Source organism: Gemmata palustris, assembly GCF_017939745.1.
GTDB lineage: Bacteria > Planctomycetota > Planctomycetia > Gemmatales > Gemmataceae > Gemmata > Gemmata palustris.
Window position 1 is genome coordinate 5,324,038 of record NZ_JAGKQQ010000001.1, and the last position, 25,967, is coordinate 5,350,004.

23 protein-coding genes and 1 tRNA gene are annotated in these 25,967 nt (G+C 64.7%); 14 read left to right on the forward strand and 10 right to left on the reverse strand.

The features are described from left to right. Window positions 1-285: 285 nt before the first annotated feature. The 6 genes from J8F10_RS21800 (at window position 286) to J8F10_RS21825 (ending at window position 5,458) form a co-directional block, all read left to right on the forward strand. Window positions 286-510 carry a hypothetical protein gene (locus tag J8F10_RS21800; protein ID WP_210657387.1) on the forward strand — a complete coding sequence of 75 codons (225 nt, stop codon included), beginning with the start codon at window positions 286-288 and terminating at the stop codon, window positions 508-510. A 29-nt stretch (window positions 511-539) separates the two neighbouring features. Then, on the forward strand, window positions 540-926 hold the full coding sequence (locus J8F10_RS21805) for an HNH endonuclease (protein WP_315854238.1): 387 nt from the start codon (window positions 540-542) through the stop codon (window positions 924-926). Between the two features lie 83 nt (window positions 927-1,009). Beyond that, on the forward strand, window positions 1,010-2,347 hold the full coding sequence (locus J8F10_RS21810) for a Gfo/Idh/MocA family protein (protein WP_210657391.1): 1,338 nt from the start codon (window positions 1,010-1,012) through the stop codon (window positions 2,345-2,347). Between the two features lie 177 nt (window positions 2,348-2,524). Continuing rightward, complete coding sequence (locus J8F10_RS21815; RefSeq protein WP_210657393.1) at window positions 2,525-3,397, forward strand: alpha/beta fold hydrolase; 873 nt, start codon at window positions 2,525-2,527, stop codon at window positions 3,395-3,397. A gap of 20 nt (window positions 3,398-3,417) precedes the next feature. Next, window positions 3,418-4,689: a metal-dependent hydrolase family protein gene (locus J8F10_RS21820; RefSeq protein WP_210657395.1), complete on the forward strand. Its 1,272-nt coding sequence runs from the start codon at window positions 3,418-3,420 to the stop codon at window positions 4,687-4,689. Window positions 4,690-5,257: 568 nt separating this feature from the next. Beyond that, entirely contained in the window at window positions 5,258-5,458 is a 201-nt protein-coding gene (locus tag J8F10_RS21825; RefSeq protein ID WP_210657398.1) for a hypothetical protein, read from the forward strand. Between the two features lie 177 nt (window positions 5,459-5,635). Here the strand turns inward: J8F10_RS21825 and J8F10_RS21830 are convergent, their stop codons facing one another. The 3 genes from J8F10_RS21830 to J8F10_RS21840 all read right to left on the reverse strand — a co-directional run bounded on the left by J8F10_RS21830 (window position 5,636) and on the right by J8F10_RS21840 (window position 7,783). Then, complete coding sequence (locus tag J8F10_RS21830) at window positions 5,636-6,601, reverse strand: hypothetical protein (protein WP_210657401.1); 966 nt, start codon at window positions 6,599-6,601, stop codon at window positions 5,636-5,638. Window positions 6,602-6,752: 151 nt separating this feature from the next. Further along, the gene (locus J8F10_RS21835; protein WP_210657403.1) at window positions 6,753-7,319 is read right to left on the reverse strand and encodes a hypothetical protein; all 567 of its coding nucleotides are present in this window, start codon (window positions 7,317-7,319) and stop codon (window positions 6,753-6,755) included. Window positions 7,320-7,423: 104 nt separating this feature from the next. Beyond that, complete coding sequence (locus tag J8F10_RS21840) at window positions 7,424-7,783, reverse strand: hypothetical protein (RefSeq protein ID WP_210657405.1); 360 nt, start codon at window positions 7,781-7,783, stop codon at window positions 7,424-7,426. An 81-nt stretch (window positions 7,784-7,864) separates the two neighbouring features. Here J8F10_RS21840 and J8F10_RS21845 point away from each other — a divergent pair, with 81 nt between their 5' ends. Together J8F10_RS21845 and der are read left to right on the forward strand one after the other, a co-directional pair. Continuing rightward, entirely contained in the window at window positions 7,865-8,644 is a 780-nt protein-coding gene (locus J8F10_RS21845) for an SDR family NAD(P)-dependent oxidoreductase (RefSeq protein ID WP_210657407.1), read from the forward strand. 174 nt (window positions 8,645-8,818) lie between these two features. Next, window positions 8,819-10,306: a ribosome biogenesis GTPase Der gene (gene der / locus J8F10_RS21850; protein ID WP_210657409.1), complete on the forward strand. Its 1,488-nt coding sequence runs from the start codon at window positions 8,819-8,821 to the stop codon at window positions 10,304-10,306. A gap of 472 nt (window positions 10,307-10,778) precedes the next feature. Here the strand turns inward: der and J8F10_RS21855 are convergent, their stop codons facing one another. From J8F10_RS21855 to J8F10_RS21870, 4 genes are all read right to left on the reverse strand, one after another. Beyond that, window positions 10,779-12,092: a 3-keto-disaccharide hydrolase gene (locus J8F10_RS21855; RefSeq protein ID WP_210657411.1), complete on the reverse strand. Its 1,314-nt coding sequence runs from the start codon at window positions 12,090-12,092 to the stop codon at window positions 10,779-10,781. A 115-nt stretch (window positions 12,093-12,207) separates the two neighbouring features. Beyond that, window positions 12,208-13,317: a WD40 repeat domain-containing protein gene (locus J8F10_RS21860; protein WP_210657413.1), complete on the reverse strand. Its 1,110-nt coding sequence runs from the start codon at window positions 13,315-13,317 to the stop codon at window positions 12,208-12,210. A gap of 395 nt (window positions 13,318-13,712) precedes the next feature. Beyond that, complete coding sequence (locus tag J8F10_RS21865) at window positions 13,713-15,002, reverse strand: DUF1501 domain-containing protein (RefSeq protein ID WP_210657416.1); 1,290 nt, start codon at window positions 15,000-15,002, stop codon at window positions 13,713-13,715. 161 nt (window positions 15,003-15,163) lie between these two features. Further along, a complete protein-coding gene (locus J8F10_RS21870; RefSeq protein WP_210657418.1) occupies window positions 15,164-16,798 on the reverse strand; it encodes a DUF1549 domain-containing protein in 1,635 nt (544 codons plus the stop codon). 171 nt (window positions 16,799-16,969) lie between these two features. Between J8F10_RS21870 and J8F10_RS21875 the strand changes: the two genes are divergently transcribed. Continuing rightward, a complete protein-coding gene (locus J8F10_RS21875; RefSeq protein WP_210662353.1) occupies window positions 16,970-18,025 on the forward strand; it encodes a hypothetical protein in 1,056 nt (351 codons plus the stop codon). 247 nt (window positions 18,026-18,272) lie between these two features. On the opposite strand, the gene J8F10_RS21880 is transcribed toward J8F10_RS21875, so the two are convergent. Next, window positions 18,273-19,883, reverse strand: a complete 1,611-nt coding sequence (locus J8F10_RS21880; protein WP_210657420.1) for an alpha,alpha-trehalose-phosphate synthase (UDP-forming) — start codon at window positions 19,881-19,883, stop codon at window positions 18,273-18,275. Between the two features lie 526 nt (window positions 19,884-20,409). Between J8F10_RS21880 and J8F10_RS21885 the strand changes: the two genes are divergently transcribed. Beyond that, complete coding sequence (locus tag J8F10_RS21885) at window positions 20,410-21,921, forward strand: c-type cytochrome domain-containing protein (RefSeq protein ID WP_210657422.1); 1,512 nt, start codon at window positions 20,410-20,412, stop codon at window positions 21,919-21,921. Between the two features lie 61 nt (window positions 21,922-21,982). Next, window positions 21,983-22,531, forward strand: coding sequence for a HesB/IscA family protein (locus tag J8F10_RS21890; protein WP_210657424.1), 549 nt, complete (start codon window positions 21,983-21,985; stop codon window positions 22,529-22,531). A gap of 115 nt (window positions 22,532-22,646) precedes the next feature. Here J8F10_RS21890 and J8F10_RS39945 read toward each other — a convergent pair whose 3' ends face one another. Further along, window positions 22,647-23,093, reverse strand: a complete 447-nt coding sequence (locus J8F10_RS39945; protein ID WP_210653679.1) for an ISAs1 family transposase — start codon at window positions 23,091-23,093, stop codon at window positions 22,647-22,649. 1 nt (window position 23,094) lies between these two features. Next, window positions 23,095-23,793, reverse strand: coding sequence for an ISAs1 family transposase (locus tag J8F10_RS39950; RefSeq protein WP_210653680.1), 699 nt, complete (start codon window positions 23,791-23,793; stop codon window positions 23,095-23,097). A gap of 403 nt (window positions 23,794-24,196) precedes the next feature. On the opposite strand from J8F10_RS39950, the gene J8F10_RS21905 reads away from it, so the two are divergent. From J8F10_RS21905 to J8F10_RS21915, 3 genes are all read left to right on the forward strand, one after another. Then, window positions 24,197-24,679 carry an RICIN domain-containing protein gene (locus J8F10_RS21905; RefSeq protein WP_210657426.1) on the forward strand — a complete coding sequence of 161 codons (483 nt, stop codon included), beginning with the start codon at window positions 24,197-24,199 and terminating at the stop codon, window positions 24,677-24,679. A gap of 47 nt (window positions 24,680-24,726) precedes the next feature. Then, complete coding sequence (locus tag J8F10_RS21910) at window positions 24,727-25,587, forward strand: alpha/beta fold hydrolase (RefSeq protein WP_210657428.1); 861 nt, start codon at window positions 24,727-24,729, stop codon at window positions 25,585-25,587. A gap of 68 nt (window positions 25,588-25,655) precedes the next feature. Beyond that, window positions 25,656-25,739: transfer RNA gene (locus J8F10_RS21915), tRNA-Leu, on the forward strand. Window positions 25,740-25,967 lie beyond the last annotated feature (228 nt).

Here is a 25,967-nt window from a genome sequence, read left to right on the forward strand (position 1 = left end):
AGGAGAATTATCTGATCCCCGCCATTGAGGAGAGGAGGAAAATCAAGAACCGAAGGCCTTTCGCACACGTTACCCGAGTTCCGCAATCCACTGGGACGAGGCACGCATTTGGAGAGCCGAGAGACTCAGGAACGAGCTTACCGGAGCAATTGCGGGTGGGCATTCGTTGGCGGGAGGCGTGAAGCGCTTAATTGAGACGATACTCTGAATTTCGCACTGCTGCAAGCGCGAGCGCCGCTGGTTTTGAGACGAAGGTGACGTTACACTGGAACGCGGAGGTACAGCATGTCTGCCGTTATTGAAGCCCCGCGAACGCTGGTCGAGACCGTTGCGGCGATGCGGTTCCCGAACAAGACCGACGCGCGCCTGCAATCGCTCATGGACCGCAATACAAACGGACAAATTACCCCGGGCGAGCGGGAGGAGTTGGAAGCACTCGCCGAGTTGAGTGAATCGATTGCGCTTGTCCGCGCGCAAGCTCTCAAGCTCCTCGGACGGCCCCCGGTGTGAGCGAGCCGTGGGCTGAAATCGTTCGGCGCGTGACGGCTCGCGCCGGAAACCGGTGCGAATACTGCCGCATGCACCAGTCACTTCAGGGTGCCACGTTTCACATCGAACACATCGTCCCGCAAGCGGCCGGGGGATCGGATTCGGCCGACAACTTGGCTCTGGCGTGCCCGAGTTGCAATCTGGGTAAGTCGGATCGCGTGCGCGTGCCGGACCCTGCAACGCAGCAAGTGGCTCCACTTTTCAACCCGCGTACCGATCGTTGGTCCGACCATTTCGGGTGGGATGAAGACTGGCGGATCGTCGGCCTTACGTCGACGGGACGTGCGACCGTCGCGGCTCTCAACCTGAACCACCCTCGGCGCCTCCGCATTCGCGAGGCCGAAGAGTGGTTCGACCTGTTCCCGCCGGACGAATGACGGTCGATCACTCTGCCTTTCTCCTTGTATCGCCCGCGTCTCGCGCGATAATCGGGCCATCCCCACCCACACCGGAGGCGCACATGCCGCGTCCCTCTCCTTCACGCCGCACGTTCCTGAAAACTTCTGCCGCTGCCGGGGCCGCGCTCGCCGCACCCGGATTTCTGCGAGCCCGAAATGCGAACGAGAAGCTCAACATCGCAATCATCGGTTCCGGCGGACGCGGGGCCGCTAACCTCAACGGCGTTGCCGGCGAGAACATCGTTGCGCTGTGCGACGTGAGCACGGCCGCGGTCGAAAAGGCGGCCGAGAAGCACAAGAGCGCCCGCAAGTTCACGGACTTCCGCAAGGTCTTCGACCACGCGAAGGACTTCGACGCGGTCGTAGTGAGCACGTGCGAGCACACGCACGCCTTCGCCACGCTGCTCGCGCTCCAACACGGCAAGCACGTCTACTGCGAGAAGCCACTGACACACAACATCGCGGAAGCCCGCATCATCCGCGAAGCTGCGGCGAAGACCAAGCTCGCCACCCAGATGGGCACGCAGATTCACGCCGAAGACAACTACCGCCGCGTGGTCGAACTGATCCAGACGGGCGCGATCGGTCCCGTGCGCGAGGTTCACGTGTGGGTGAGCCGCGCGTGGGGTCTTCAGTCGGCCGAAGACGCGAAGGCCAACAAGGACATCGTGTACGTGACCGAGCGCCCCAAGGACGATGTGAAACCACCGGCCGATCTGGACTGGAACTTGTGGCTCGGGCCGGTGGCCGATCGGCCGTTCAGTCCGATCTACGTGCCGGGGCCGAAGTGGTACCGCTGGTGGGAGTTCGGCAACGGCACCATGTCCGACCTCGGTTCGCACTGGAACGACCTGCCGTTCTGGGCTCTCAAGTTGAAGGCGCCGACCGCGGTGGAAGCGTCCGGTCCGAAGCCGCACCCGGAGATCGCGCCCGCGTCGATGCAGGCCACCTACGAGTTCCCCGCACGCGGCGAAATGCCGGCGGTGAAGATGACGTGGCACCAGGGCAGTTACCGCCCGCCCCAATGGACCGAAAAGAAGATCCCGCAGTGGGGTAGTGGCGTGCTCTTCGTCGGCGATAAGGGAATGCTGCTCTCCGAATACTTCAAGCACGTGCTGTTGCCGGAGAAGCAGTTTGCGGAATTCGTGCGGCCGAAGCCGTTCATCGAGAAATCGCGCGGGCACTACGCGGAATGGGTTCACGCCTGCAAGACCGGTGCCCCCACGACGTGCAACTTCGAGTACGCGGGCTGGCTCACCGAGTCGAACCACCTGGGGAACGTCGCGTTCCGCGCCGGTAAGCGCCTGGAATGGGACGCCGCGAAGATGAAGGCGACCAACTGCCCCGAAGCCGATGCGTTCATCCACCGCGAGTACCGCAAGGGGTGGAAGCTGGCGTAACCATGCGGCTTGCTCTGTGTGCCTGCAGTTACCCGTTGAATTGATGCGCGTGGCCTTTGGTTTGGTGGCACAGGCCTCTGGCCTGTGGAAGACTTCCACAGGCCAGAGGCCTGTGCCACGAGCAAAATCGCGCATTCACCGCTCATCGCGAGCGGTTCATACGGAAAGAACCTCTCCATGTTCACCACCGACAGTATTCCGATCATCAACCCCACGGGCAGCGACGAAGAGTATTCCGCGCTGTGGGGTGTCGCGGGACCGGTCGCGAAGCAATCGCTGTGGCTCGTCCACGGCCTCTCGCGCCGGTGGGAAGACTTCAGCCACATTCTGTGCGACCTCACGGCGTGGTGGCACGTTCACGCATACTCGCACCGCGGGCACGGCGAATCCACACGCACCCCGGGCGCGTACCGCGTCGCGGACTACGTTCCCGATCTCGTCGCGGCGGTGAGGGCCGCACACAAGAAATGCGTGCTGGTCGGGCACTCGCTCGGGGCGCTCGTGTCGATGGGCGTCGCGGCACAAGTTCCCGATCTCGTCACGGCCGTGGTGCTGATCGACCCGCCGGGACCGCGGTTCCTGTCGGGGCTCGATACCTCGCCCTACGGAACCATTTGGCGCGCGATGCAGAAACTCGCGGGGCGCAAGGACACAAGCGCCGTTGCGCGAGAGTTCGCGGACGTGCGCGTTCCCGGGGCGCAGCCGGACGAAACCATTCGCCTGGGCGACTTCCGCGACGCGGCTTCGCTGCGATTCGTCGCGCGCTGCCTGCGCGACCTCGACCCGGAAGTGTTCGACCCGCCGCTGAAAAAGCGCTGGCTCGACGGCTACGACATGTTCGCGATCGCCAAACACATCAAGTGCCCGGCGCTACTCATCGTCGCGGACCCACTGTACGGCGGGATGCTCCCGCCCGAAGACGCGAACCCGCTCGCCGCCGCGCTCCCCGACTGCACGCGGGTGGATTTGCCCGCTGTGGGCCACCTGGTTCACTGGCAGGACACACCGAGCACGCTGCGGTTACTGCACTCGTTCTTGAACTCGCTTTAGCCCCAACGCGAACCTCTCCCATGAAACTTGCTACCGGCACGACCGTTATCACGAACGGCACCCTCATTGATGGCAACGGTGGCCCGCCCGTGCGCGACGCCGCGCTCGTGATTCGCGACGGCCGCATTCACTTCGTGGGACCAGTGCGTGATGCGCCGACGGTCGAACCCGAGGCCGCACGCATTGACGCACGCGGCGGGACGATCATGCCGGGACTGGTGGAGGCCCACTTCCACCCGACGTACTTCAACGTCTCCGCGCTCGAAGACCTCGACATCAAGTACCCGGTCGAGTACGTCACGCTGCTCGCCGCGGCGAACGCGAAACTGGCCCTCGAATGCGGCTACACCGCCGCTCGCAGTGGCGGAAGCCTGTTCAACATCGACGTGTGGCTGAAGAAGGCCATCGAGAGCGACCTGTGCCCGGGGCCGCGCCTCGCGGCGAGCGGGCGCGAGATCTGCGGGGTCGGCGGGTTAATGGACTGGAACCCGGACTTCCGCAAGATCGGGATGGACGGGCTCGTGCTGCTCGTCAACGGCGCGGACGAGGCCCGGGCCGCGGTGCGCAAGTTGGTGAAGGACGGGGTGGAGTGGGTGAAGACGTACCCCACGGGCGACGCGGCCGCGCCCGACACGAACGACCACCACACGCTCTGCATGACGTTCGAGGAGATGCACGCGGTCGTCGCCACGGCCCACAACCACAAGCTGAAGGTGACCGGGCACTGTCGCGCGACCGAGGGCATCAAGAACGCGCTGCGGGCCGGGTACGACGCGATCGAGCACGGCACGTTCATCGACGACGAGGGGCTTGAGTTGCTCCTGAAGCGCGACGTGCCGTGCGTGCCGGCGCTGTACTTCGAACTGGCGAGCGTCGAGCGCGGGCCGGAGTTCCGGTTACCGCCGCGCGTGATCGACGGGCACAAGGAGACGCTCGAGGGCGGGGCCGAGAGCGCCCGCAAGATCCTGAAGGCCGGCGGGCGCCTCGGCATGGGTGGAGACTACGGCTTTGGATGGAATCCGCACGGCGACTACGCGCGCGAGTTGAGTTTCTTCGTGAAGTACGTCGGGTTCTCGCCGTTGGAAGTCATCACGTGTGCGACGCGCACGGGCGCGGAGATCATGGGCCGCGCGTCCGAGTTCGGCACCCTCGAAGTGGGCAAACTCGGGGACGTGTTGGTGGTGGCCGGCGACGTGCTCGCGGACATCAGCATCTTGGAAGACCGCACGCGGTTCATCGCGGTCATACAGGGCGGGGTGGTGAAGGCGGGGCAAGCAAGGGGCGACCGATGACCGAAGCGGAATGGCTGGCGTGCGAAGCTCCAGACTTGCTTCTCGATCTGGTTGCGACAACGTGGACGCGCTCGATCACTGCCGCGGTCTCGGTCCGCACGTGCGCGGATGCTGGGTCGTCGATCTGGTGCTCCGCAAAGAGTAGCGGGAGAACAAGCACAGCGCCGGAGTTACCCAGTTCCAGCGCTGTCAACATCTCTCCCGTAAACGGCACCCGACCCGAACTCAGAGCCGGGGCGATTGAAGACTCGCGGATGTCAGAGTTCTTCCCACTTCTCCACACCCGCCTCGTCGCGGGTGATTTCGATACCACTTGCACCGGGTGACGGATCGATCACGCTGAGGACTGGTTACGAAACCTCTGACAAAGAGAAGTGCTCGTGTCGAGAGCGGTGTTGTGCGCCATTGCGGGCTTACTGGTAGCAGCGCCTTCGGCCCGGACCGAGTGCGTGCCCGGCCTCATCGGGGGGAGCGATCGAAATCGGAGGCGCCCGTGTCCACCAACGGTCCCCGAACGCAACTAAGTTGCTGAGCCGGTTTCATATCCCTCCACCGCCCAGGTGCCGTGATGCCGCGTCCGCCCAAGCCCCAAGTGAACCCGTCCCCGTGTCCGCTGTGCCGCGGCGGACGCATCTGGTGGCCCGAACCCCGCTGCGCGCTCGGGTACGTGCCCGCGTGCGTGGGGTGCAATGCCGAGAGCCTCGGCGACGTGCCCGAGGACGGGTTCCCTTACGACGCCGCAACCGTTATGGAAATGAAAAGTCTGTAGCCGGTGGGTGCGACCGGATCACCCCGACCCACACAGGTTCTGGCGCCGTGCCGGGCACGGCGCCCCATTGATTTTCTCGGCCCCGCTCGTTCGGCTGCGTTGCCTTTGTAACGACTTAGGGTCTGATCTCAGGGCTGGCTCCAGGAAGTGAGAGCCGACGAAGTTCGCCCCAGGTCGTCACTTGGTGATATTGCCCTTCCCGGTCACCGGTGTCACCGCGATGCGGCTGAACTGAACGGAGTTGCCGGCTCCAATATCCAGAAATAGTGCCTTTTTGTTCGGCACGCCCCATCCCTCACCGAGCGAGAGGCGGGCGAAGTTACCTTTGAACGAAGTTGCGATTTTTCCGTTTATCGACAGGTCAATTTTCCCACTCCGGACGGCATAGACCAGTGTGTGATCCTGGTCGCCCTTAATCAACTGCCCTTTGACCGTCGTCACGTTGTCGAGGCCCGATTTTCTGTCCACGAAATATAAGCCGCTCCGGTGCCCCTCGTTGGGCCACCCGTCCACCACGGCCGCGACCTGGCGCCCGCCTACCATCAACCCGACGTTAATGGCGTTGTTTCCCGCGAGGCGTCGGCAGGTCACCTCGAGATCGTATTCCTCGCCCGGTTCGTATGGGAGTTGGAGCTGCGCCGAGTTCTCCCCGAAAAGCGCTTTCCCCTCTTTCTTCCACTTACCGGCGGCCGCGTGAACCTTCGGGTCCACGAGAGCAAGGAGGTCGAGTGCGCGCTCCTTCACGAACGTCTTCCACGCGGCCTCCACCGCCACGGCGTCGTCGTCCTTCTTGACCCGGACGTACTCCTTGACCGCCTCGGTGTGCGCGGCCTCCAGCGCCTTCCGCGCGAGCACCGGCTTCTGCCAGACCGCGGGCGGGGCGCCCTTCGGCACCTCCCCGGTCGCGTCGAACGTCTTCCGCTCGTCCTTAATCTGGTCGAGCGCCTTCTTGTTCCCGTCCTTGCGGGCGGCGTCCTCGCGCTTGTCGAACCACTCGCCGGCCTGCTTCCGGTACTCGCGCATCTCGCCGTCGTATGCCACCTTCGCCGCGAGCAGTTTCTCTTTTACCGGATCCTCGTCGCGGGCTACCGCCGGGCAAACCGCCCCGACCAGACCGGTCAGCATTACGACGCCGCGAATCATCGCCGAACTCCGGGACAGGGACGGATGCCAACGGGTCCGTCTAACAAAACAAGATAAACCCCGTAACGCTGAACCACAAGAAGAGGACCGTGTTACCCGGGGTTCAAACGCCCCGGGCACCTTAGTGTTTCGCGGGAATTGCTTGCGTTTCCTACTTCCCGATGGCCTTCTTCAGTTCTTCGAGCACGGGCTTCACGTCCGTTTCGTTCACCGAGGTGAACGCGAACGACTTCGCGACTTTCCCCTTGTTCACGACCACAACCGTGAGGTGAACGTCGGCGTTCACGCCCCAGTTGTTCGGGCCGCTCTTCTCGCCGTCGAACGCGGTCAGCGCCGTCTTCGTGAACGTCAGCGACATGCTGATTTTCGGCAGGTACTCCTTGTGCTTGTCGAACGCCTTTTCGCCGAGCCACACGGCCACGATCTCGGCCTTGTCGGACGTGTCCCCGATCTTGTCGTCCAGCACCTTCATGAACCGCGCCGCGGGGCGCCCGCCGACCGGAATCCCGCCTTCGGCGGCCTGCACGAAGACGTAGATCGTCGGCTCGTCCTTGCGGTCGGCCGCGAAGTCCGCTTCCTTCCCCTCCACCTTCCCGACGACACCGAACACTTTCAGTGCCGGGGCCTTCTCGCCGGCCTTCGGGCCGGACTCGTCCGCTCCGCGTGCGGTGGGGATGAACGCAACTGCCGCACACACCGCGAATAGCATCGCTTTCATGCTATCTCCTGATTTGATGACGAAATGGCCAACCGAGTAGAGCTTCCGAACTGGGGCGGGCTTCCCCAAAAATGGGCATTCCGCTTCGGGCGAGCGGTGCCCGGCTACAACACATCGCCGTCGGGCGTCACACTGAGCGGGTACTCGGGTACCGCGAGCCCCATTGTCGGGATCGCGAGGAGCCGGCGGTACCCACGTGACACGCGACTCTCTTCCGCCGCGACGAACTCCGGGGCCATTTCCGTCTTCGAGAACGGTCCCTCGCACGCGACCGGGGCGAACGTCGGGTCTACAATGTATTGTGCCAGCGCCGGGTTACATCGCAGGTGCCGCTCGGGTAAGCGGTGAAGCAGTTCTAGTGGTACCTCGCCGAGTACAAATCGGAGGTACAAATCGGATTCGGTGACGACCTCCACGTCGCTGCCGCACACTTCGCACCGGTACCCTTCGTCGCACTTCGCCATTGTTTAACCAACGCTTGTGGGCCGTCCGTTATATGTTAAGCGGTAGGGGCGCGTTCCGGCTCGTGAAAGCGAGAAACGTTAATGGGCGTGTTGGACCGGTTTCGGCTCGACGGACGCACGGCGGTCATCACCGGTGGCAGCCGCGGATTGGGGCGCGCGATGGCCCAAGCACTGGCCGAGGCCGGAGCTAATCTCATTCTGGTCGGGCGCGAAGAAGAGGCGCTCGAAGCTGCCCGGTTGGAGTTGGTCGAACTCGGGCGCCGGGTCGCGGTCGTCCCGGGAGACGTGTCCACGCCCGTGGGCGCAGAAGCCGCCTGTCGGCAGGTTCTGAACCTGAACCGCCCGGTGGATATCTTGATTAATAACGTCGGCGGGCGCCGCGTTGATGTGGCGACGGAAGAGATCCCCGTTGCACAGTGGCAGGAACTGATGGACCTGAACCTGACGAGCGCCCTGGTGTGCTCGCAGCACCTGTGCCGGGGGATGCTGGAGCGGGGCCGCGGGTCGGTGGTGAACGTGACGAGCGTCGCGGGGCCGATCGCGATCAAGGGGATCCGCGGGCGGCACTACGAGACCGCGAAATCGGCTCTGACGGCCCTCACGCGGGCGCTCGCCGCGGACTGGGCGCCGCGCGGCGTGCGGGTGAACGCGATCGCGCCGGGCGTGTTCCTCACGGACCCCAACCGGCGGTGGTTCGGTGAGAAGCCGGACTTCCAGGCCGGGTTCGTGTCGCACATTCCGATGAACCGCATGGGCGAACCGGGGGAACTCGGCCCCACTGCGGTCTTCCTCGCGAGCGATGCGTCGAGTTACGTCACCGGCGCCACGATCGTCGTGGACGGCGGGTATACGCTTTGGTGAACCCGACCGCGAGGTCGGGTGCCGTGCCTACCGCTCGCACCGTCGCTCGGTGCAGGTGAACCCCGACCGCGAGGTCGTGGGTGCTTACCCCCGCACTTGTGTGCGGGGTTCGCCCAAACAAGATTGGCCCTTTGTACTTCTTTGTGGCCATGCAGCTTTATCTGAGGTTTTGTCGTGGCCCTTCCCATTGTTGCGATCGTCGGCCGGCCGAACGTCGGCAAGTCGTCGCTGTTTAACTGGCTCGCCGGGCGCCGGATCAGCATCGTCGATCCCACCGCGGGCGTCACGCGCGACCGCGTGTCCACCGTCGTCGAGCACGGCGGGCGGGTGTGGGAGATCATGGACACGGGCGGCATCGGGATCGTGGACGTGGACGATCTCAGCGCCGACGTGGATCGGCAGATCCAGCTCGCGATCGAGTCCGCGGCGCTCGTCGTGTTCATGGTCGACGTGCGCGAGGGCATCGTGCCCCTCGACCAGGACGTCGCGGCCCGGTTGCGGACGATCAACAAGCCCGTGATCCTGGTCGCGAACAAGGCGGACACGGAGAAACTCGGCCAACAGGCCGGGGAGTTCTGCAAGCTGGGGTACGGCGAACCGCTGTGCGTGAGCGCCGACCAGAAGCTCGGTAAGGACGAACTGTTCGATGCCGTCGTCGAGAAGTTGCCGCCGGACACGGGCGAGGCCGCGCCCGGTGAGGCGGCGCTGATGATCGCGACCGTGGGCCGCCGCAACGCCGGGAAGAGCACGTTCATTAACAGCCTAGCCGGGGCCGAGCGGGTCATCGTGTCCGAGGTGCCCGGCACCACGCGCGACAGCGTGGACGTGCGCATCGAGCGGGACGGCAAATCGTACATCGCCATCGACACGGCCGGCGTGCGAAAAACGGCCAAGATGGGCACGAACATCGAGTTCTACAGCACCCACCGCGCCCAGCGGTCCATTCGCCGGGCCGACGTCGTGCTGCACTTCTTCGACGCGCGCCACCGCGTCAGCCGCGTGGACAAGCAGCTCGCCGAATACATCGTCGAGGAGAACAAGCCCGCGATCTTCGTCGTCAACAAGTGGGACCTGGTGAAGGAGTCAATGGGCACCGACAAGATGGCCGAGTACATGCGGCTCATGTTCCCGATGCTCGACCACGTCCCCATCGCGTTCATCACGGCGAAGGAGGGGAAGAACGTCATCCGGTTGTTGCAGCTCGCGGTGCAACTGCACAAGCAGGCCGGGCTGCGCGTGGGGACGGGCGACCTGAACCGCACGATCCGCGCCGCGATCGAAGCGAACCACCCGCCGATGTCCGGCAGCAAGACGCCGAAGGTGTTCTACGCGACGCAGATCGGCGTCCACCCGCCGACCATCGTGCTGTTCACCAACGGCCCGGAGCTGTTCGACCAGACCTACGTGCGCTACCTCACGAAAATCCTGCGCGACACGTTCCCGTTCTCGGAAGTGGCCATCAAGATCGTCCTGCGCGCGAAGGGCGAGGGGATGCGGCGCGGCCCCGGCGACGAACCGGTCGAGGAGATCCCCGACGCGGACGAAGAGGCCCCGATCGTGCGCGCCCCGCGGCGCGCCCCCGCGCCCGAACCGGTCGAGGAGAGCGAACCCGACCAGCGCTCACGCAAGAAGCCCCGCGGTTCCGAAACGTGGGACTTTTGATCCGAGACCGGGCAAGGCGAAAGCCGCCGCGGATAAACGCAGAGAACACGGATCAAAAAACAGAGGACAGAGATCAGAAGACAGAGAGCAGAGATGTATTGGCATTTGCAGCCCCGGACGGGGCGACCGATCGTAGCCAGGGGTGGAGCGCAGCCGAAGGCGAAGCGCAACCCCTGGCGGGCTCCCACGCAAATCCGGGGCGCTCGTGAACGAAATAAAACGAGTCCCGTAGGGGCGGCAGAGCCTTCTCGTTGGCCCTGCCGCCCCTACGGGGCTCGTTCATTTTCGCATCGGTCTACCAGGGGTTTCGCTCGCGTCGCTCGCTCCACCCCTGGCTACGATCGGTCGCCCCGTCCGGGGCTACAAATGCCAATACATACACCTCTGTCTTCTGATCTCTGATCTCTGATCTCTGATCTCTGATCTCTGATCTCTGATCTCTGATCTCTGATCTCTGATCTGCGGCGAAGTTTTACTTCTCGATCTTCCGGATCTCGATCTTGCGGAACACGACCGGGTCGTCGTGCCCGGCGAAGCCGAAGTGCCCCGCGGTGCGGTCTTTGCCAATGTGCGGGGTCTTGTCCTTGAACTCGGTGACCTTACTCAGGTCCGCGTCGAGGACGCGCGTGCCGTTCAGTTCGGCCACGATCGTCGGCCCCTTCACGGTCACTTCCACGAAGTTCCATTCGCCCACCGGCCGCAGGAACCCGCGGTGCGCCGGGACCATGCCGTAAGCGGAGAGGTTGTACTGGCGCGGGTCGAGCTTCGCGTACATCGGGTGGGTGTCGTCGAGGATCTGCAGCTCGCACATGGCGTCCGTGGCGACGTGCGCGTTGCCGTTGGGCGTGCGGATCGCGAGGCCGTTGTTCCCGCCGGCCGGGAGCTTGTACTCCAGGCGCGCCGTGAAATCAGCGTACTCCGCCTTCGTGATGAGGTTCCCGCCCTTGCCCTTCTTGCACACGATCGCGCCGTCAACCACCTCGTAGTTGTTCACCGCCCCGGTCCACCCGTCGAGGGTCTTGCCGTCGAAGGAGCTGTCGAAGCCCTTGGCGTCGTGCTTGCGCAGGATCTCGTTCGCTTCGGCCGCGGGGATCTCGCGCACGAACACGTTGCGCCAGCGGATCTCTCCGCCGTGCGTTTGGAGCAGGATCTTGCCCGCCTTCGGCAGCGGCGCTTTGCGGTCCCAGAAGTTCTCCATACGGGCGTGATCGACCACGAGTTTGCCGTTGAGGTAAACCGTGGTGCGCTCGCCCACCTGGACGATGCGGAACGTGTTCCACTCGCCGAACGCCTTGTCCGCGTGGGCCAGCGGCAGTTGACCCGCAGCGCCCTTCGAGTTGTTGAACAACCCGCCGGACCCTTTGTCCGCGCTCAAGTTCCACTTCCCGCCCTCTTTCGTCGTGTCCCAGATTTGGACCTGCGGCGTGTCGCGCAGGTAGATGCCGCTGTCGGCCTTCGCAACGGTCTTGTACTCGACGAGCAGTTCGATGTCCCCGTAGTCCTTGTCGGTCGTGAGGTACGCGCCGTTGCCGTCGTTGACCAGTTCGTCACCGGAGACGGACCAGTGCTTCTTCGCGTCGGTCGTCCACTCGGCGACCTTCTTCGCGCGCTCTTCGGGCGCCAGTTTCGCGAGTTCGGCCGGTGAGCCGCCCTTCGCGTGGATGGCCCACCCGTGCCAGCCGTCGAGGTTCTTGCCGTTAAACAGCGGCGTGAACCCCTTCGGCGGTTCGGCAGCGAGGAGCGGGACGGCAGCGTACAGTGCAATGCAGGACAGGAGGTAACGCATGGGAAATCCGTGTGGAACGAAACGGCAGAGCGCGGCGGAGTGGACAGGATATACGGGGCCGGAGGCAGCGTGAAACGAATCCCGTTTATCCCGTTCGCACCGCCGAGTATTCTCGTTATTTCGGGGCGAACGTGTACACGTAGGCGGTACCATTCGAGCCGGCGATGGCGAACCGATCACCCGTGGGGCTGATAGTGAGGTCGCGCGCGTTCGCGGGAACGTTGATCGTGTGGGCGCTCGTGGGATCTTCGCCCTTCCAGATCCAGATGCGGCCCTGTCCGCCCCCTCCGGCCGCGATCACTGCGCCCGACGGGTGGAACGCGACACCCCACGCCGTTCCCTGGAACGCTTCCTTCGTCTTGAGCACCTTCGATTTACCGCCCTTCCAGTCGATCAGTACCACCGCCGGGTTGCCGACGCCCGCGAACGCATTACTCACGTTGGTGATGCCGCACAGTGCGACCGCGGACCCGTCCGACTTGAACGCGATCCCGCGCGCCCCGCCGATGTCGGCCATGAAACCGGAATCGTACTTGTAGAGCACTTTCGCATCGATGTCGCGCGCGCACTTGCCGGTCTTCACGTCCCAATCTTTCACGACGCCCTTGAGGTCACACGACACGAGCCGCGAGCCGTCCGGGTGGAACGCGACGTTGTAGACGTGCGACGTGTGGCCCTCGAGCACGCGACCCGCGGCACCGTTGACGGCGCTCCACAGCTTCACCGTGTTGTCGTTCCCGCAACTCGCGATCGTGAGCCCGTCGGGGCTAATGGCGATCGCCCGCGCCCAGCCGTCGTGGGCCTGCACGGTTCTCACGGGCTTGGGTGCGCCCGCTTCTCCTTGCCACCAGATGAGTTTGCCGTGGTAGTCGGCGGAAACGATCGCGAACGGCGCTGATCTCGGTGCGGGCACACCCACCGCACCGAATCCGCCGGCCCCCTGAATCGCGCTTTGCTGCTTCGGCCACGCGACGAAGTCGGCGGGCACAACCGGCGCCGGTGCAACGAACGCCATTCCGCGTGCCCAGCTCTCGTGACCCGCAAACGCGGTTTTCGCCCCGGTGAGCAGGTCGAATCGCTGAACGCTGTCGTCCTCTGATGAGGCAAAGAGGAACCGGCCCGACGGGTCGAACCGGCACCCGACGAGCGGCCGCGCGTGCTTGAACTCGCGCTCGACGCGGGCGGCGGTCGGGTCGAAGACGGGGCGCGGGGGCGGGATGGACATGGGTGCTCCACTGCAATGGTCGGGTGCCTGGTGTGTTCCGAGGTCCGTGTTCCGGCGGCCGTTTGTATCCGGGGCGTTCGCGGCCCACGTCGGTGGCCGCATCCCAGACGGCGTCCGCGTCCCCATATCCCAGGGCGTTGCCCTGGGCTGAGGAATCGCAGGCCTTCGGCCTGCCCGTTAATCACCCCAACGGGGTGAGATTCCCCAGCCCAGGGCAACGCCCTGGGATACGGGCGGGGACGCGGACGACGCCTGGGATCGGATCGGTACGGGTGGGGGCAATACACCCGGGCGCTGACATCGGATACGGGTGGGGCAATGTTTGGGCGCGGCGACCGCATCTGGGGCAACGCCTGGGGCACGGGCACGCGGGTGCGGTCAGGGTTCGTGCGGTGTTACGCCAGGGCTTCTTCGATCGCGGCCGCTTTGGGGTCGGCGACAGGCACGGGGCGCTCGTTCGGGTAGAAGTTCTTCGTCGAATCGAGGCCGACGGCCCGCAGGTACGTGTGGAACAGGTGCCCGCTGTACACTTCGCGGTCGGCCACGGCGGTGCCGTTCGCGTTCGTCTTGCCGACCACCACGCCGCCCTTGATCCCGGCGCCCGCCATCGCCACGGACCACGCCTTCGACCAGTGGTCGCGGCCGTACTGGGCGTTGATGCGCGGGGTGCGGCCCATCTCGCTCATCACCACCACGAGTGTGCTTTCCAGCATCCCGCGGTCCGCGAGGTCTTCGAGCAGGGCCGCGAAGGGGCGGTCGAACTCGCCGAGCTGCTCGATGTGGAAGTCGAAGTTCTCGTGGTGCGTGTCGTAGTTCGAGTGCGACACCTTCACGTAGGTCACACCCGCTTCGAGCAGTCGGCGCGCGAGGAGCAGGTGGCGGCCGAAGTCGTGCCGGCCGTAGCGGTCCGCGAGTTTGGGGTTCTCTTTCTCCACGTCGAACACCTCGGCCTGCTTCACGACGCGCTCGGCCTGCGTGTACGACTCGGTGTAGGCTTCGGTCGCGGCCGACTTGCGCGACTTCGCGAACCGGTCGTTGAGTTTCCGGCGGAACGCTTCGCGCTCTTCGTCCGCGCTCGAGGCGAGGTTGGCCGGCCGGAACAGGTCCGCGGGCGGCTTGCCGTCACCGAGTGACACCGAGGCGAACTTGGGTCCGAGGAACGTGGCGTCGCCGCCGTTAAAGCCGCTCCCGCCCTTGGGCAGAATCTGGATGTGCCCCGGGAGCGCGGACTCGCGCGACGCGAGCAGCTTCGCCGATACCGCCCCGATGTGCGGGTAGTTGATCCCGGCTTCCGGTTTGCGCCCGGTGAGCATGATGCTCTCGCCGATACCGTGGTCGTCGGAGACCGAATTGAGGCTGCGCACGAGCGCGAGCCGGTGCGCGTGCTTCGCGGTGTGAGGAAGGAGCTCGGAAATGCGCGTACCGGTTACGGACGTCTGAATCGCCTTGAACGGCCCGCCGGTATCGGTGTTCGGCTTCGGGTCCCACGTCTCGAGCTGACTCACTCCGCCGGCCAGGAAGATGACCAGCACGCGCTTTTGTGACTTATTCAACTCGGCCGCGGACACGGGGTTCGCGAACCCGCCGAGCCCGAGCGCCGCGGTGGCACCGAGCGCCGAGCCGAGGAACCCGCGGCGCGAAACGGTGTGACCGGTGGATCGGCAGGCGTAGTTGCATGGCAGCATGGGAACTCCTGCGGGTAAAGAACCTACCCCCCAGCCCCCTCCCTGAAGGGAAGGGGAGCAGACCCTTCGGAGTCAGCTAGAGTGGGGCTAATTATCAACGATTTCGCGCGCCTGCTCCCCTTCCCTTCAGGGAGGGGGCTGGGGGGTAGGTCGCTTTGCTCTCAGTGGTTGAACCGGAACTCCGCGGACGCCACGAGCGCCCACACCAGTTCGTTGATCGTCGCTTGGCGGTCCTTGGTGCTTCTCAGTACGTCGCCCACGTCTCTCATTTCGTCGGCCGTGGGCCGGCGCGAGAGCACCGCGGCGAAGAGCTCGTCCGCGACCGCGTCGGGGTTGGTGATCTTGCTCAGGCGGTCGGCGAGGTTACCGGCTCGCGGAGGGAGCAGCCCACGCACTGCACCGCCGTACTTCAGGAACAGCGTCTGATCGAGCGTGGCGGAGAAATTCTCGCCCGCGTCGCCCGCTTTGCCGCCCAAAATGCTGCGGAACGGCCCGAGCCGCGGCGCGAGTTTGCCGTCGAGCATCTCTTCGGTTGCCTTCGGGCCGAGTTTCTTCAGGGCGTCGCGTTCGGCGTCCGCGTATCCAGTCGCCTGCATGAGCGCGTAGCCGAACTGTTCCGGCGAGAGCGGCTTCAGAACCGCGACCAGGTAGCGGTCCGCGGGCGCGTCGTCGAGACCGGCCGGGATCTCGCTCGACCGCTGGTAGGCGTCCGTAAGAGCGATCTCGCGGACCAGCCACTTCAGGTCGTACTTGTGCGCCACGAACTCGCGCGTGAGCTCGTCCAGCAGTTCCGGGTGCGACGGCGGGTTCTTGCTGTGGTCCCAGTCCACCGGGTGAACGATGCCGCGCCCCATCATCATCGCCCACATGCGGTTCACGATGTTCCGCGCGAAGGACGAGTTGTCCGCACTCGTAATGGCCGCGGCGAGCAACTCGCGCCGGCTGTAGGTCGGCACCGGCTTCACGTTCGGTGCGGGCGCGACCCTGTACTCCTTCCCCTTTTCGGTCTTCGGTTCCTCAACGGCCTTCCCGCCGGGCATCTTCGGCACGGTGGTGTGTTGCTTCTTGGCCTTGTCGAACACGCTCATGAAGTTCACGTCGCCCTCGGCGCGCTCGGCGATCACGGCCGTTGGTGCCTGGGCGTTGGGGAACAGGAACGAGCGGTTCAGGAAGGCCTGAATGCCGTAGTAATCGGCCTGGTGGTAATCATCGACGGTGGGGTGGTCGTGGCACTGGGCGCACTGCATGTTGCGCCCGAGGAACACGCGCCCGATGTCCTTCGTGACGAGGTGCGGTTCGAGGTCGCGGTCGAGCACGAACTTCGCGGCCGCGCGAGTTTTGGCGTCGCCGCCGTCGGTCGAAAGGAGCTCGCGCACGAAGGCGTCGTAAGGCTTGTTCGCCGAAAATACCGTCCGCAGGTACAGCTCCCATTCGGCCCGCGGCACCTTCGCGTCGGGCCGGCGCTCCATCAGCATCACGTCGAAGTGCCAGGCCATGCGCCGGGCGTACCCCGCGCCGGCGAGGAGCTTGTCGATGAGCTTCGCGCGCTTGTCTTTCGCGGAATCGGCGAGGAAGTCGTTCAGCTCCGCGACGGTCGGCGTGGTCCCCGCGAGATCGAGCGTCACGCGGCGGAGGAACTCTTCGTCGTTCGAGAGCGGCGCGGCCCTTTTCTTGTAGTCGGAAGCCCCGTTCGTGATGTGCTTATCAATGCGCACGCGGAGGGGCTCTTCGGCCCGTCCGAGGGCCGGGAGAATCAGAATTGCAACGAGCGCAAACGACCGGGCGTGAATGAGCATCGCGGGCGGTCCTTCCAGGTGGGATGGGCGAATACTGACCGGTGTGCGGGACCGCGCAACCGGTGCGGAGGCAGGATTGAGGCCATAGTCGCCCCTGAGAGTGAGCAAGTCAAGCGCGAACCGCGCACCAAAAATGAAGAACCCCGGTCGCTTGCGACCGGGGTTCGTTTTTTGAACTGTTGGCGCTACAGGTTAGTAACCCGTTCCGCCGCTGAAACCGAACTGTTTGCCACCAGCACCAAATCCGCCACCGCCGACTCCGACAATGCCACCGCCGCCGAAGCCGCCGATGCCACCACCGAAACCGCCCTGGATACCGCCACCAAACCCACCGATGCCACCACCGAAGCCGCCCTGAATACCGCCACCGAAACCGCCCTGGATACCGCCACCGAAACCGCCCTGGATACCACCACCGAAACCGCCCTGGATACCGCCACCGAAGCCACCCTGGATACCACCACCGAAGCCACCCTGGATACCACCACCGAAGCCGCCCTGAATACCGCCGCCGAAGCCGCCCTGGATACCACCACCACCAAATCCACCGCCGCCGAAACCACCGATACCGCCACCACCAAAACCGCCGCTACCACCGAGGTAGCTCCCGATCGTCGGGAACTGCGAAATGTTACCGCCGATCCCGCCGGTACCGAACCCGCCGATGCCGCCACCAAAACCACCGCCACCGAAGCCGCCCTGAATGCCGCCGCCACCAAAGCCGCCCTGAATACCACCGCCACCGAAACCACCGCCGCCGAAGCCGCCCTGAATGCCGCCGCCACCGAAACCACCGCCACCAAAGCCGCCCTGAATACCGCCACCACCGAAGCCACCCTGGATACCACCACCGAAACCGCCCTGGATACCACCGCCACCGAAACCACCCTGGATACCGCCACCGAAACCACCCTGGATACCGCCGCCACCGAAACCACCCTGGATGCCGCCCTGGACGCCGCCCTGAATTCCCTGGATACCGCCCTGGACGCCGCCCTGGATACCGTTGTTGTTTCCAATGTTGCCCAAGTTGTTCCCCTGGATGGCGCCCTGCGGGCGCCACGCGCCCTGCGGCACGTAGGAGAAACTCGCTGGGGCGCGGTAACGGCCGTTAGGCGGTTGCGCCTTCAGCACACCGGTGAGCGGGAGAAGAGCCAGCGCGCCCAGCACAAGCGCGCCCCACGCCATCCGACGTTGGAGAAAATGAAACATGGTAACACCTACTAGAAAAAGTGCTCGTCACGGAAGGTCCGACCCGCGGTGTTACGGGGTGCTCACCAAGCGGGAGGGATAAGCAGTTACAGGTGCGCACTGCCACACGGAATTATACCATCGCTTTTTTGCCGCCTTACACGAATCGATACAAACGCGAACAAAAAGAACCGGCACGAGGCCGGCTCTCGCTATCTATTAACAAGCTGTGAGAAACTTTGTCTAACTAATCACAAGGCGACGACTGTTTGTTCCTGTACCGTTACACGCCCGCGCTCGCGAGGTGCATCGCGGTCAGATACGTTTCGCGGGCGATTCGTTGTTCTTGGCGCCGCTCTCGTGCGGTCGGCGCAGGTTCCGACTCCTCTTCGACTTCCGGCTCGACGGCCGGAACGGGAACGGGGTCCGGGACGCGCTTGCCCACTTCCGATAACAGCATCCCGGCCCAACGGTAGATGTTGTGGTCGTCCACCTGGGCGCGCATCCGGCGCATCCGGCGCTCTTGCTCCGATCCGGACATTGTGAGCGACGCATATAACCCGTCAGCCATCTCCTCCACATCGAAGGGGTTCACGAGCACCGCGTCCGGTAGTTCGCGTGCGGCCCCCGTAAATTGAGACAAAACCAGCACCCCGCGATCGTCCCCGCGCGCGGTCACGAACTCCTTCGCAACGAGGTTCATGCCGTCGTGCAAGGAACTGACGATGCACCCCGCGGCCGTGCGGTACAGCACGAAGATGTCGTCCGGGCCGTGGTGCTCGTTCAGGAACACCACCGGCTGCCACTCATCGGTCCCGTGCTCCCAGTTGATGCGCTCGGCCAGCGCGTTCACCTCTTCGGTCAAGTCCCGGTACGCGGGGATGTGCGTGCGCGAAGGCGCACCGACCTGCACGAAGTGGAACTGCCCCTTCAACTCCGGGTGCTTGTGCAGCAACCGGTCCACGGCCTGGAGCCGTTCGGGGATGCCCTTCGTGTAGTCCACGCGGTCCACGCCCACGATCAGGGCGCGGTCCCCGAGGCGGTGCTTCTTGCGCAGCGCTGTGGCCCGGCTCTCCCAGTCGTCGCCCAGGTACTCATCCGCCAGTGCCGGATCGACGCTGATGGGGAACGGGCGGACGGTCGTGGCCTGCCCCCCGCGTTGGACCGCGAACCGTTCGCGGTCGATGCGGCATTCTAGCGCCCGGTCCACGGTGTCAAAGAAGTTGTTACAGTCGTGTTGGGTGTGGAACCCGAGCAGATCGTTACCGAGCATCCCGTCGAGCAGTTCCTTGGCCCACGGGCACACGAGGAACTTTTCCGGTCCGGGCCACGGGATGTGCCAGAACTGCGCGGTCACCAGGTCCGGGCGCGCGGCCTTCAGTAACCGCGGCAGTAGTGCAAAGTGGTAGTCCTGCACGAAGACGAGCGCCGGGCCGCCCTCGGCCTCTTCGAGAACCGCCCGCGCGAACGTTTCATTCACCTTGCGGTACGTTTCCCAGTGCTTGGGATCGAACGCGGGGCGCGCGAAAACCTGGTGACACAGGGGCCACAACATGCTGTTGGCGGTGCCATAGTAGTAGCCCTCCTCCTCGTCCTTGGTGAGCCACACGCGGCGCAGCACGTAGTTCGGGTCGTCCGGGGGAACGCCCACGCGCCCGTTCGCGTCGGTCACCGCGCGATCGGCGTCGCCCGACCCGTGCGCGACCCACACGCCCCCGCACGCTTGCATCACCGGATCGAGGGCCGTGGTCAGGCCCCCCGCGGGCCGAATCCATTCGACCTCGCCGTCCTTGTACCGGTGGATGTACGGCTCGCGGTTCGCGACCACGATCAACTTGGCGCCGCCCAGGCGTGTGCGTGCGACTTCTTCCAAACGTTCCTTGCTCCAGCCCATGTGATTGGACCTCGCAGGTCTAGATGGGGCGACGGGGTGGCAACGAACGGATCGTTGTTCAGGCGATAGGGACAGTGGCTCGAAACGGTGGCAGCACCGTTCCACGCGATCCGTCACGAGTCAACCAGCCAATCATGCGGGGAACCCGCATTGGATAGCGATGTAAGTTGCAAAACTAATGCCGACCAAGTGTCCGTTCACTCGGATCGGAAATTTTTTCTGACGAGTCGGCGGACGGGTCGCGAACGGGAACTCGAATGTCCGAACTCCCGACTGCGAATGGCAATATAGGCGAAACGGGGAGAAAATGCGCGTGCGAGTCCGTAGCGGCATTTTGTCGAAATGCGCTGGTGGGCGTTCATCGCTCTGTCAGAGTTACCGGTCCGAGTAGAAATGCGCGTGGGTGCGCACACTCGCGTTCACCGCACCTCTCCGGTACACGCGATTTCGCTCGTTGATCCCTCGTCCCGCGTCCGGTACACTCTTTTCATCCTGCCCCACTCTCACTTTCCACGAGACCCTCCCAATGCCGCGCTGGTTCCGTTCGCGTACCGCCCGCGCCGTGGCGTGCGCGCTGCTGTTTTCCGCTTCCCAGACGGCTTCCGCGCAACCCGAGAAGAAGCCACAGGGAAACAAGACCGAAAGCGCGGCGGAAGCGCCCGCCAAGGGAGTGAGTTTCATCATCGATGTTGCGCCCGTACTGAAGGAAAATTGTTTCGCGTGTCACGACGCGAAGAAGAAGTCCGGCAAGTACGACATGACCACCTACGAGAAGATCCGCGCCGGGGGCGTGAACGGCGATCCGGTGGTGCCGGGGAAACCGGACCTGAGCGAGTTCCACGCGCTCATCGTGACGACCGAACAGCGCCGGATGCCGCCCCGCGACAAGGGCGAAGCGGTACCGAAGGACAAGGCCGCGATCGTGGCCCAGTGGATCAAGGAAGGGGCCAAACTCGACGCGGGACTCGATCCGAAAGCGGACCTGGTGAAGGAACTGCGGGTGCGGTGGAAGCCGCCCGTGCCGCCGAAGGCGTACCCGTTCGCGATCATCGTGAACGCGATCACGTTCACGCCCGATAACAAGCACCTCGTCGTCGGCGGGCACCACGAGCTGACCGTTTGGGACATCGCAACCGGCAAGCTCGCGACGCGCATCTACACGCGGGCCGAGCGCGCCTACGGGCTGGCATTTTTCCCAGACGGCAAGCTCGCCGTGGCCGGCGGGCGCCCGGGTCAGGAGGGCGACGTTCGCGTGTACGACATCAACGCGAAGGGCAAGTCCGAGGACGGCGTCACGATTCTCGACGGCGTGAACGACAAGGCCGTGCTCATCAAGCACCTCTTCGATGTGGAAGACTCGGTACTGTGCCTCGCGGTCACGCCGGACGGCAAGACGCTCGCGGCCGGCGGGTGCGACCGCGCCGTTCGCGTCTTCGATCTCTCGGAAGGCTTGGACAAGGCGAAATTGACCCAAACGGTCGAGAACCACGCGGACTGGGTGCTCGGGTGCGCCCTGTCCGCCGACGGCAAGTTCCTGCTAACGGCCGGGCGCGACAAGACCGCGAAGGTGTGGGACGTGAAGGGGAAGGAGTCCGTCGTCACGTTCCCCGAGCACCAGAACATTGTGTACGGGGTCGCGGTGAAGGCGGACGGCAGCGCCGGGTTCTCGGTGGGGGCGGATAAGCAGCTCCGCACGTGGAAGCCGAACGGCGAGGGCAAGCAGGTGAAGAACGCGGGCGGGCACGGCGACGACGTGTTCAAGATCGTCGCCAACCCGAAGCAGCCGCTGCTCGCGACCTCGAGCGCCGACAAAACGGTCCGCTTGTGGAACATGGACACGCTCGCGGCCGGTAAGTCGCTGGCCGGGCTGACCGACTACGTTTACACGGTGGCGTTCAGCCCGGACGGGGAACTCGTCGCGGGCGGGAGCTACGACGGCGGGATCGCGGTGTGGAAGGTGAAGGACGGCGCGCTGGTGAAGGCGTTCAACGCCAGCCCCGGCTTCGCGACCAAGGAGCCGGAACCAAAGAAGAAGTAATTGCAGTGCCGATCACACTCGGTATCATTGGGTCGATTCACTCCTGAATGAGATCGTGCCCATGATTCGCGCCCGAATCGGGATCTGCTTCGTCCCTCTTCTCGCGTTGTTCGCGGGGTGCTCTGAGATCGTCGGCGACGCGACTCCCGCACCGGCCCCCGCGCCCGCAAGTGCCTCACCCGTACTCGCGGGCGCGACTCTGGAACTGGCGCCGCCCCCACGAGAACTGATCTACTTGGAAATTACGCCGGACGCGGCTCGGACGGTGAAACGGCACATCGACGACTTGGAACTCAAACGCTGGTGGCTCCGATACACGCTCGCGCCGGGCGGGTGTACCGGTTTCCAGAATAAACTGGACATCGACACGGGACCGCCGACCGATCGGGATTTCGAGTTCGTCGCCAATGGGGTGCCGTGCCTCATATTGAAGAGCCAGCGCCACTTGGCGCAGGGGGCGCGCATTGATTTCGGCCAGAAAGACGGCCAGAGCGGTTTCATCGTCACCGCCCCGCACGCGAGCGCGCGGACAAAAGAGGCGGTCTCGAAGTGGGTCAATGAGGAGATTTTCAAGGGTATCCCGGATATCAGCTCTGTCGGGTCGAAGTAAGCCAAAAGCGACCGCACGAACATTTGGCGGTCGAAGAGCCACAGGCGGTCGGTTCCGAGACCTTCTCTGCGGCGCTCCGCCGCGGGTGAAACTGCTAGCGATTGCGTCCCCAGGGCTACTCAGAGATTGAAACTGGCTGATTAAGCGCCGCCAGTGCCCGTTCGGGTGTGGCAACGATGGTCCGAACGGCCGCTGCAATGGTGCCGGCACCGAGGCGCCGTAGCAGGTACACGGCGACGTTCCGCAGTGACGCCAGTACCCGCGGTGCCGCGCCCCGGCGGACCCGGCACCGGTCCTCGCCCAGGGTCACGTCGCGGATGTGGTGCAAGCTCTCGATCCCCCAGTGGGTGCGGGTGTACCCGAGCAACGCATCCGGTGGCGCAGCCACCGGGCTCAGGCTGGAGATCCCATACACCATCTCCACGGTTGCTTTCCCACCGACCCGGCGGGTGCGCTCGAGCCGGAATACCTGTTGCACCCCGGGCCACCGGGTCAGGTACTCGTTGAGCCACGTGGTGGTGGTAATGGTCCGCCGCTCGATCCGCCCGTGCCCCTTGCTCAACTCACACGCGGTACCGGCATCCCGGTCCCACAGGCGCTGTAACCCGGGGGGAAAAGTCGCCCCCGGCGCCGGTGGCGAACGTGGCTTCCAGGTCCGCGTGCAGCGTACCTTGGTTGCTCTTGGCGTACAGGATGTAGTCCCCGCCCCGGTCTTGGACTGCGGTGCACACGTCCGGCTGGGTAAAGATGGCGCCCCCGGTGACCACGGCTCCGCCCAGCGGGGGCAACACGCCCAACAACCGCAGCGCCGCCTTGTGCTCGTTGGTGGTGGCCTCGACCGTCATCTGGGCGACCACGGCCGCGGCGCCCGGGGCATACGCGGCCAGCAGGTGCGCGCCCGGTACCTCGCCGTCCCGGGAGCCCCGCAACCGCTTGCCGTCCAACGCGATGTGTTCCCACCCCTCGGGATGCCGCTCCCCCAGCCACGCGCCGATGATCCGGTCCAGGTGGTCCGGGTCCAGGTTCCGCAGCAACCCGGCGATGGTGTTGGGGCACGGCATGTTCCCGTTCCTGAACCCCAGCGCGTGCCCCAGTCGCTTCTGCCGCAGCCGACCGAACTGCGCAATCGCCTCGGGCGTGGTATGCCCGGCCATCACCGCCACGAGGCACAGGGTCAACAGCCCCACCAGCGGGTACTGGCGCCCGTGACGGCTCCGCGGATCCGGCAACTCGGCCAACCGCTCGACCAGTGAACGGGACATATACAGTTCCTCGCTTGGAGCTGCACGCATACCCAAACGCTACACCTTACCCAAGGCCAATCCGTGCGGAGCCCTGATTGCGTCCCCCGTGTCGTTGTTCTTTTCGCCGCCCGGAGTTATCTCGGGGCGGTCTGAATCAACCTGCGTTCCGCCCCGAGATAACCTCCGGGCGGCGTTCGTGAACGACTCGGGTCCACGATAGAAGTCGGAACCGGCTGCCTCGGGCACTTCAGGGCACACTGTGACGATTCGGTGAATCTCACGTCGGAGTTGCACAGCGCATTGCCCTTCGTACCGACTTTGGCATAGAATCACCGCGACTTGGGGCCACGCTGCACGTCTTTGGTCCGTTGTCCCCAAGTTGCTCTCCCGCACCTCTCACGCGCCAATCAGGAGGATCTCCATGTTCCGCGCGCTCGCTACTCTGGCGGCCTGTGCCCTGTTCACCGCGCCCGTTGCGGCCGACGACAAATTCGTGCGGATCGTAAACGTGGAGAGCGGCAAAGTGCTGGACGTGAACGACGACTCGAAAGAAGAGGCCAGTGCCCGTGCCGTGCTCGCCAAGCTCGAAGACGACAACAAGGCCCAACAGTGGAAACTGGAGAAGGACGGTACGCACCTCAAACTGGTGAACCGCAAGAGCGGCAAGGTGCTGGACGTGAACGACGACTCGAAAGAAGAGGGCGGGGACATCATCATTTGGGACGATAAGACCGAGGGTACCGACAACCAGCGGTGGGCGTGGGTCGGCGACGGCAAGGAGCGCCAGATCAAGAGCAAGTCGAGCGGGCTGGTGCTGGACGTTGACGGCGAGGGGCAGCTAATTCAGAAGAAGGCCGACGAGAAGTCGAAGAAGCAGCTCTGGCGGGTCGAAGAAGTCAAGTAACCTGCCCGCTCCGCCCGGTGAGCGGGTCGCACCGGGCGGTTTTCCCAATGTCCGCGCTCCCCGACGTGACCGACGATTCCTGTCGCGCTGCGATTGCGGCGTTCGACCAGCACGCGACGCGCGCCACGTTCGACACCGGCCGCTACGCCATGCGGTTCGCGACGTGGGGGCACGGCCCGCCACTCGTCATCATTCACGGCCTCTCGGACGCGGTCCGCGGGTTCGCGATGGTGATGCACCGGCTCGCGGCTCACTTCACCTGCATCGCCTACGAACTCCCCAACGGTCTCGACGACGGCGCGAAACTCGGCGCTTACCACCACCGCGACTTCGCTTCCGATCTCTTTTCGCTCCTCGATCACCTGGAACTTGATCGCGTCGCGCTGCTCGGCTCGTCGTTCGGAACAACGGTCGCGCTCGCGGCTCTTGCGGCGGCTCCGCAGCGATTCACGAAATGCGTGCTGAAGGGCGGGTTCGCGTACCGTCCACTGAAGTGGTACGAGCGGCTCGGCGCGCGTCAGGGGCGGTACTGGACCGGTCGGTTGTGTGAGTTGCCGTTCCGGGAGTTCGCGATGCGGCGGGCCGATCCCGCGACGTGGAGCGGGTGCTCGCCGCTTTCGCGCGCGCTGTTCCTCCACTGCAACGGGCACACGCCGATCCGCGCCGCGTGTCGCCGGGCCGTTGCCCTCGATACGCTCGATCTGCGGGCGTTGTTACCAACGATCCGCACGCCCGCTCTCCTGATAAGCGGCGACCGGGACCGCATCGTTCCCCACGCACGCGAAGCGGTTCTGGCGACCCACTTACCGAACGTGCGCCGGGTCGAATTCGCCGATTGTGGCCACTACCCGCAGTACACGCACCCCCGTGCGACCGCGGACGCGGTGGCGAACTTCCTCAACGAATGACAGGAGATTCGCGCCTTCCTCTTGAAAACTGACTTGTACCCGCAATAATTTCCGAAGAGCGATTCCATGCCGGAGTGGCGGAATTGGCAGACGCACCAGCTTGAGGGGCTGGCGGGAGCAATCCCGTGCAGGTTCAAGTCCTGTCTCCGGCACTTGAAGTTAGTAGAGGGTTTGCGGCAAAGGCCGAACCTCAACCCTCTGGATCTCAGAAAGCTCCCCGCAATATCGACACAACTTCTGGCAATAACACTTGCCAGAAGTTGTGTCGATATTGCGGGGAGCCGATCAATGGCATCTCTGCAAAAGTGAGGCGAGAGCTGCTGATTTCACTCCACTCTTCTTCCGCAAACAACCTCACAACTTCACTCTTGATCCGGTCG